This is a genomic window from Actinomycetes bacterium (genome assembly GCA_036000965.1).
GTDB lineage: Bacteria > Actinomycetota > CALGFH01 > CALGFH01 > CALGFH01 > DASYUT01.
The window spans coordinates 1-7,016 of sequence record DASYUT010000237.1; the positions used below are offsets into that span (position 1 = coordinate 1).

General features: G+C 72.0%; 8 protein-coding genes. 4 read left to right on the forward strand and 4 right to left on the reverse strand.

The window, feature by feature from the left end; all coding sequences use genetic code 11:
• Together VG276_21195 and VG276_21200 are read left to right on the forward strand one after the other, a co-directional pair.
• Nucleotides 1–204 (forward strand): aldo/keto reductase (locus VG276_21195; protein ID HEV8651841.1); only part of this gene is annotated, 204 nt, incomplete at its 5' end.
• A 461-nt stretch (nucleotides 205–665) separates the two neighbouring features.
• Nucleotides 666–1,109 carry a response regulator transcription factor gene (locus VG276_21200; GenBank protein ID HEV8651842.1) on the forward strand — a complete coding sequence of 148 codons (444 nt, stop codon included), beginning with the start codon at nucleotides 666–668 and terminating at the stop codon, nucleotides 1,107–1,109.
• A 22-nt stretch (nucleotides 1,110–1,131) separates the two neighbouring features.
• Here the strand turns inward: VG276_21200 and VG276_21205 are convergent, their stop codons facing one another.
• From VG276_21205 to VG276_21220, 4 genes are all read right to left on the reverse strand, one after another.
• Complete coding sequence (locus VG276_21205) at nucleotides 1,132–3,096, reverse strand: CHASE3 domain-containing protein (protein HEV8651843.1); 1,965 nt, start codon at nucleotides 3,094–3,096, stop codon at nucleotides 1,132–1,134.
• Nucleotides 3,097–3,279: 183 nt separating this feature from the next.
• Nucleotides 3,280–3,765: a hypothetical protein gene (locus tag VG276_21210; GenBank protein ID HEV8651844.1), complete on the reverse strand. Its 486-nt coding sequence runs from the start codon at nucleotides 3,763–3,765 to the stop codon at nucleotides 3,280–3,282.
• Nucleotides 3,762–5,102, reverse strand: a complete 1,341-nt coding sequence (locus VG276_21215) for an MFS transporter (protein HEV8651845.1) — start codon at nucleotides 5,100–5,102, stop codon at nucleotides 3,762–3,764. The genes VG276_21210 and VG276_21215 overlap by 4 nt, the downstream gene beginning before the upstream one ends.
• Nucleotides 5,099–5,338, reverse strand: coding sequence for a hypothetical protein (locus tag VG276_21220; GenBank protein HEV8651846.1), 240 nt, complete (start codon nucleotides 5,336–5,338; stop codon nucleotides 5,099–5,101). The genes VG276_21215 and VG276_21220 overlap by 4 nt, the downstream gene beginning before the upstream one ends.
• Nucleotides 5,339–6,064: 726 nt before the next feature.
• On the opposite strand from VG276_21220, the gene VG276_21225 reads away from it, so the two are divergent.
• The gene (locus tag VG276_21225) at nucleotides 6,065–6,724 is read left to right on the forward strand and encodes a response regulator transcription factor (protein ID HEV8651847.1); all 660 of its coding nucleotides are present in this window, start codon (nucleotides 6,065–6,067) and stop codon (nucleotides 6,722–6,724) included.
• 90 nt (nucleotides 6,725–6,814) lie between these two features.
• Nucleotides 6,815–7,016: hypothetical protein (locus tag VG276_21230; protein ID HEV8651848.1), on the forward strand; the 202-nt coding region annotated here is incomplete at its 3' end.

Here is a 7,016-nt window from a genome sequence, read left to right on the forward strand (position 1 = left end):
GACAAGCAGGGGGTCGCCGCCGCGGTTGCCTGGGTGCTGTCGCATCCCGAGGTGACCGGGATCGCCACCCCCGGCGACGTGCGCCTGCTGCCCCTGCTCATCGAGGCCGAGGAGCGCCTGCCCGAGACCAGCCTGGCCGACGCCGAACAGGTGCTGGCCAGCGCCACCGACTACAGCTCCCCATTCATCCGAATCCCGTTCTGACGGTGCAAGGCCGCCGCACCGAGTTCGAGGACATACCCGGGTTCTCTACGGGTAGGGCGTGCGTGCCTGGGAGCACCGCAAGTCGACCGTGCGGCAGCGCCGTCGCGACGGCCGCCCCGCGTTCGAGGGTCACCTCGTCGCGGTCGCGCCGGGTCACCGACCACGCTGTCGAGGTAGGCCAAGGTGTCGTCGGCCATCACGTCGTAGCTCAAGGGACCCGGCACGTCGGGGGAGTGGGCGTGGCCCCGGCGCTCCGGAACGTTCACCTTGTACCTGGCGTCAGCCAGGGCCGGCACCTGCCCTGACCACGATGCGGCACCGGAGAACGCCCGTGCAGCAGCATGACAGGGTGGCCCTCGCCGCTCACCTCGTGCCAGGTCGGCAGCCGTTCACGTCCACGTACATCACCCCACGACCTCCCACTGTCCGGCCGCCGGCACGTGAGTTTGCAGGTAGCCGGTATGCGCGCCGGGGCCTCCTCCTGCGATCCTGAAGTCATGCTGCGCTGCCTGATCGTCGACGACAGCCCGCGGTTTCTGGACGCCGCCCGCGGCCTCCTGGAACGCCAGGGCATCACGGTGGTGGGCGTGGCCTCCAACAGCGACGAGGCGCTCCAGCGCGCCGAGGAGCTGCGGCCGGACGTCACCCTGCTTGACATCGACCTCGGCGGCGAGAGCGGCCTGGAGCTGGCCCGGCGGCTGCATCGCGAACCCGGCCTGGTTCCCTCGCCGGTGATCCTCATCTCGACCCACGCTGAGCAGGACTACGCGGAGCTGATCGCGGCCAGCCCAGCCATCGGGTTCCTGCCCAAGGCCGCCCTGTCGGCCGGCGCCATCCACGACCTGCTCGCCAGCCACGGCGACGGCGGCCGCGGCGACCTGGTCAGCCGACCTCCGGGAAGGTGACCTTCGCCTGGCGCTGCCTGCCTCAGCTGGCGTCCGGCGACTGGCCAGCGTCGATCGGAAGCTCGACCAGGAGGGAGGTGCCCTCCCCGGGGCGGCTCTCGACGCGCAAGGTCCCGCCGGTGCCCTCGACGCGATCCTTCAGGCCGATCAGGCCGGAGCCACGGGCCGGGTCCGCTCCGCCGACGCCGTCGTCGCGGATCGCCAGCCGGACCAGCCTATCGTCGGTGTCCACGTCGACCTCCACGGCCGAGGCGTTGGCATGCTTGGCCACGTTGGTCAGCGCCTCCGAGACGACGTAGTACGCGGTCACCTCGACCCGCTCGGGCAGCCGTGCCTCCATCCCCACCTGGAGCTGGACCGGGACCGAGCTGCGACGGGCAAGGGTTCGCAGGGCCGGCCCAAGGCCGCCCTCGGACAGGATCGCCGGATGGATCCCGCGCGACAGCTCGCGGAGGTCGCCAAGGATCTCATCAAGCTCCGAGCCGACGCCGGCCAGCTCGTGGTGGACCTCCCGCAGGTCGGGGGGGGATCGTCGTCGCGGTGGCACGCAGCCGCAGGGCCAGCGAGACCAGCCGCTGCTGGGCCCCGTCGTGCAGGTCGCGCTCCAGCCGCCGCCGGTCTCGTCGGCGGCGGCGACGACCCGAGCCCGCGACGCCGCGAGCTCTGCGCGGCTCTCGGCATTGGCGATCGCGGTGGCGACGAGCTCGGTGAAGTCCGCCATCCGCCTCTCCGTGCCGGACGGCAGCGGCTCGGCCTTGCTCGAGACGACCATCGCGCCCCAGAGGCGTCCCTCGACGACGATCGGGCTGGCGACCGAGGAGCGGAGGCCGGCTCGACGCAGCAGCTCGGCGGCGCGGCCGGACGCGTCTTCGTCGTCGTCGACCCTGGCCGAGCGACCGGTCTGCCACACCACGGTGGTGGGCCACGGCTCCTCGAGCTCCCAGGTGGTCCCGGCAGGGATCGCGTCCGCCTCCTTTCCCGCCGCCACCACGAGTTCCGCCCGGCCGCCCGGGTCGAACCGGACCATCGTCGTGACGTCGGCCCCGAGCAGCGTGCCCACTTCCTCCGCGACCTGCGCGAAGAGCTCGTCCGGGGAGATCCGGCGGGCGACGAGCGTGGCCACGCGCCGCAGCGCCGCCTGCTCGGTCGCGAGCTCCGCCAGGTCGTCGCGGTTCCGCTCCAGCGACTCCGCCATCTCGTTGAACGCCCGCTCCAGCTGCCCGATCTCCGCCACGCCGGTCGCCGGCATCCGCGTGCTGAGGTTCCCACCCGCGAGCCGGACCGCCATCTGCGCGGACCGCAGGACCGGCTGGACGATGGCGCGCGTGAGGTATCCGGCGAAGATGAGCACGAGCACCAACGAGACCGCTAGCCCCCCGACCGCGGCGACCACCGCGCGGCGAGCCGCCTCGTCGGACCGCCCCTGCTGGGCCTGAGCCAGGCGGCGCTCGGCTGCGGTGAAGGCGTCGAACTCGACCCGCATGGCATCCACCCGCCGCTTGCCGTCCGCGGTCGAGGCGACGCTGCGAGCGGCAGGGTCGCCCCGCCGGGCCGCTTCCAGGAGGGGGGCCGCGTACTGCTCGACATAGGCGCTCGCCGCCTGGGTGACCTGCCGGGCCGTGCGCGCCTGTTCCGCGTTCCCAGCTGACAGCCGCTCGAGCGCGGCGGCGCGGGCGGGCAGGCTCCTGCGGGCGGCGTGCCAGGGCTCCAGGAACTGCTCCTCCCTGGTCAGGGCGAAGCCGCGGACGCCCGTCTCCAGGTCGATCACCAGCCGCTCGAGCTCGTTGGCGGTGGCGAGCACCTCCTCGGAGTTGCGGGCGGCGCGGGCCACCGCGCGCAGGTCGGCCACGGCAACCAGCAGCACGGCGAAGGTGGCGGCCAGGACCAGCATGAGCAGCCCGCTGGCGAGCAGCATCCGGGCGGTCAACCCGCCCCGGCGCGCTGCCGGCGCAGGGGCCGCGACGCTCGGCCGCTCGACCGTGCTCACCGATCCAGGCTATCCCAATACTTCCCAGCATGGCGACCAAATGAGCTGAAGCGGACGATCAACAGCGCGACTATGCGCCAGGTGGGAACTGGTAGGCGGACGGGATCGGCGAGGGCAGCTGCGCGGCCGTGCCGAAGGCGACTACGAGCTCCTGATGGGACTCCGGCGATGGCCGGTGGGGGCTCAGCCTCCCACCCGGTGCGGGGCCCGCTCGGACACCACGGCAACCACCAGCGCGCCGAACCCGAGCAGCAGCAGCCCGAAGCTGGCCGTGTGGCCCGTCTCCCAGTGGACGCGCCAGCGCTCCCAGTCAGATGGGACGGCACCGGTGCTCCAGTCGCCAGAACCGATGTCGGCCGGTAGCACCACACCCAGCCACACCCCGAGCGCGGCGGTGTGCAGCAGGGCCGCCGCCAGCGCGAACCGACCTGCGGGGCGCTGGTATCCAACCGTCATGGCGAGCACCGTCACGGCGACCACAGTGGCCACCTCCAGCGGACCGCCGATGATCCCGAAGTACCGGTACAGCGCATCGGGGCTGGTGAGCTGCGCCCACAGCCGCGCGTCGTAGGCGAGCCGGTGCGACAGCTCGAGCAGATGGGCGAGCGTCAGCGCCGACAGGGTCACCACCAGCGCCCGCCCCGCCCGGAACAGGACCAGCTCGGTCACGAGCTGGTCTCCTCCTCGCCGCGACCGACGTGGGCGGTCGTGCGCAGCGGCGCCTCCCGCAGCAGCAGGGCGAGCACCAGCGTGGCCACGGCGAACGGGATCGCCCACCGGTAGACGACCTGGTAGGAACGGGCGAACGCCTCCAGCAGGGCATTCAGGATCGGGCCGGGCAGGGCCCGCAGCTGCTGGGGTGCGCCCTGCAAGGAGCCGAGGTCGACCTGCGTCTGTCCGGTGGTCCCCGAGGGCAGCAGCACGGCCAGGTTGTGCTGGAGCCGGTTGAGCAGGACGGCCCCGAAGAGCGCGGTGCCAAGCGAGCCGCCCAGCAGGCGGAAGAACACGGTGGCCGAGGTGGCCGTGCCGAGGTCCTGGTAGGCGACCGCGTTCTGGACGGCCAGCACGGCGATCTGCATGATGCAGCCGATGCCGAGCCCGACCACCAGCATCCACCATGACAGCACGGCCGTGCTGGTGCCGACCTGAATGTGGCTGAGCAGCCAGAACCCAGCGGTCAACAGTGCCGCGCCGACAATCGGGAAGACCTTGTAGCGGCCGATGCGGCTGACAAGCTGGCCGCAGCCGGCCGAGGCGATGACGATTCCCAGGGTCAGCGGGATCAGCTGCAGGCCCGACCTGATCGCAGAGGCGCCCTGCACGACCTGGAGGTACTCGGGCAGGTAGACGACCGCGCCGAACAGCGCCAGTCCGAGCAGGAAGGTGATGGCGCTGGCAACAGTGAAAATCGGGTTGCGGAACAGGTGCAAGGGCAGGATCGGCTCGCTCGCCCGCGCCTCCCAGGCCACGAACAGGACCAGAAACACGACCGCGGCGACGGCGAGCCCGATGATCTGCACCGACCCCCACGGGAAGGTGGTCCCACCCCAGGTGGTGGCGGTCACGACGCAGGACACCGCGGCCACCAGCAGCACCGAGCCCAGATAGTCGATGCGGCGCCGCAGGCGGCGGAACGGGATGCGCAGCACCACGGTGGTCACGACCAGGGCGGTGACGCCCAGCGGCAGGTTGACATAGAAGATCCACCGCCAGCTCAGCTGATCGGTGAAGAAGCCGCCAAGCAGCGGCCCACCCACGCTCGCCAGCGCGAACACCGCGCCGAACCAGCCCTGGTAGCGGCCCCGCTCGCGCGGTGAGACGAGGTCGCCGACGATCGCCAGGGCGAGCGCCTCAGCCCGCCGCCGCCCAGCCCCTGAACGGCCCGGAACGCGATCAGCTCGCCCATGTTCTGCGACAGGCCGGACAGCATCGAGCCGGCCAGGAAGATGGCGATCGCGGCCTGGAAGGTGCTGCGCCGGCCGTACAGGTCGGACAGCTTGCCTCACAACGGGGTGACGGCGGTGGAGGTCAGCAGGTAGGCGGTGACCACCCAGGACAGGTGGTTCAGGCCCCCGAGATCACCGACGATCGTCGGGAGCGCGGTGGCGACGATCGTCTGGTCGAGCGCGGCGAGCAGCATGCCGAGCATGAGCCCGCCGAACACGATGCGGAGCTGCCGTCGGCTGAGAGGACCCGGCTTGCCCGTGCCGGTCCGGTCCGCCTCGGTGGTCTGCGCCGTCACGCCGTCTCCTTCGGGTTGGGATCGCGCTGGTGGACCGATCGCTAGCGGTACAGCCAGCCGTGCTCGGCCTCCCAGGCGTCGAGCTCCTGGTCGAGCTGCGGGAAGAGCTCCTTGCACATGGCCACGCAGCCATGGCGGTCGCTGCGAGTGACCCCCCACTGCCTGCATGGGCATGGGTCCCACTCGGAGGACCCGTTCGGCCCGGGGGCGACGGGAGGACCGGCAGGCGCCGCCGTCTCGACAGTGTCGGTCGGCGATGCTGGTTTCTGGCTTCGGCGGTTCGGGTCGGTCTTGCGGCCCTCTCCCTGGGGCTGGACCGGGGCGTCGGGCAGGCCGAGTGCGCAAGGTCACGAGGCTGCCCGAGCCTGAACAGGGTGGCCAAGTAGTGCTCGAGCATCTGGGGCTCCTCTTCAGCTGCGTGTGCGTGTCGCCTGTACTGGTGAGGATGAAGCTGGAGCCGCCGGGGTCTGCCCGGCCAGCGCCCGTCAGGGCTCCTGGCGGGCTGGCATCTTGCAATGCCTGCTAGCTGGAAGGGCGTTCGCCACGGCGGATCGGCAGGTCGATCTGGAGCCTGGTTCCCTGCCCGGCAGGGCTGTGGACCCTGAGCGCCCCACCCGACGCCCGACCCGGTCGGCGAGGCCGCCCGCCCCGGGTGCTCGGCCAATGAGACCCTCCTGGAGGTCTCCGCAGCGTGCTCGCAGCGGCAGGCTGGACCATAATCCCACCATGACGACGACCGGGTTGCGGGTGATCCTGGCCGAAGATGACGTCCTGCTCCGGGAGGGGCTGGCCAGCCTGCTGGAGCGTTCCGGGTTCGAGGTGGTCGGGCAGGCCGGCGACGCCGCCCAGCTCCTGTCCCTGGTCGGTGCGCAGTCGCCCGAGCTGGTGGTGGTCGACATCCGCATGCCCCCGTCCCACAGCACCGAGGGTTTGGAGGCGGCCCGGCAGATCCGCCAGGAGCACCCCGAGACCGGCATCCTGGTCCTGTCGGCCCATGTCGAGGTCGAGCATGCGATGGAGCTGCTGGCCAGCGGCCGGGGGATCGGCTACCTGCTCAAGAGCCGCGTCACCGACGTGGAGGAGTTCATCGACACCCTGCAGCGGATCACCAAGGGCGGGTCGGTGGTCGACCCGGCGCTGGTGCAGGAGCTGGTCGCCGCCCGCCGCCGCGACGACCCACTGGCCGTGCTCAGCGCCCGGGAGCGGGAGGTCCTGGCGCTGATGGCCGAGGGCCGCTCCAACGCCGGCATCGCCCGCCGGCTGTGGGTCACCGAGGGCACCGTGGAGAAGCACGTGCGCAGCATCCTCAGCAAGCTGACGCTCGCCGAGACTGAGGACGACCACCGCCGCGTCCTCGCGGTGCTCACCTTCCTGGACTCCCACTGACCGGTCGCCGCGGCCGCTGTCGCCGCGGCTGGTAGGAGCCGTTTGATACCGGCCGCTCAGGCCGCCCCGTGGAAGTCCTCTAGCTAGGTCGTGCAGCCCGGACGGCACCAGCGGCACGTCGCCCTCGATGACCAGCCCGTCGTCGCCGCCGAGCGCCTGCCAGGCCCGCCCGGCGCGGCGGATCCACGGCCGCACCTGCCCGTAGTCGAACCGGGGGACCACCTCGACCCGCAGGTCGACCGCACCCTCGAGGCCGTCGACGACCCGGAGCAGCTGGCGGTAGGGACGCCTG

What these genes read in the sequence shown, in the direction of transcription:
- VG276_21225 (HEV8651847.1), top strand. Translation starts at nt 6,065, where the DNA reads ATGACGACGACCGGGTTGCGGGTGATCCTGGCCGAAGATGACGTCCTG.
- VG276_21200 (HEV8651842.1), top strand. Translation starts at nt 666, where the DNA reads ATGCGCGCCGGGGCCTCCTCCTGCGATCCTGAAGTCATGCTGCGCTGC.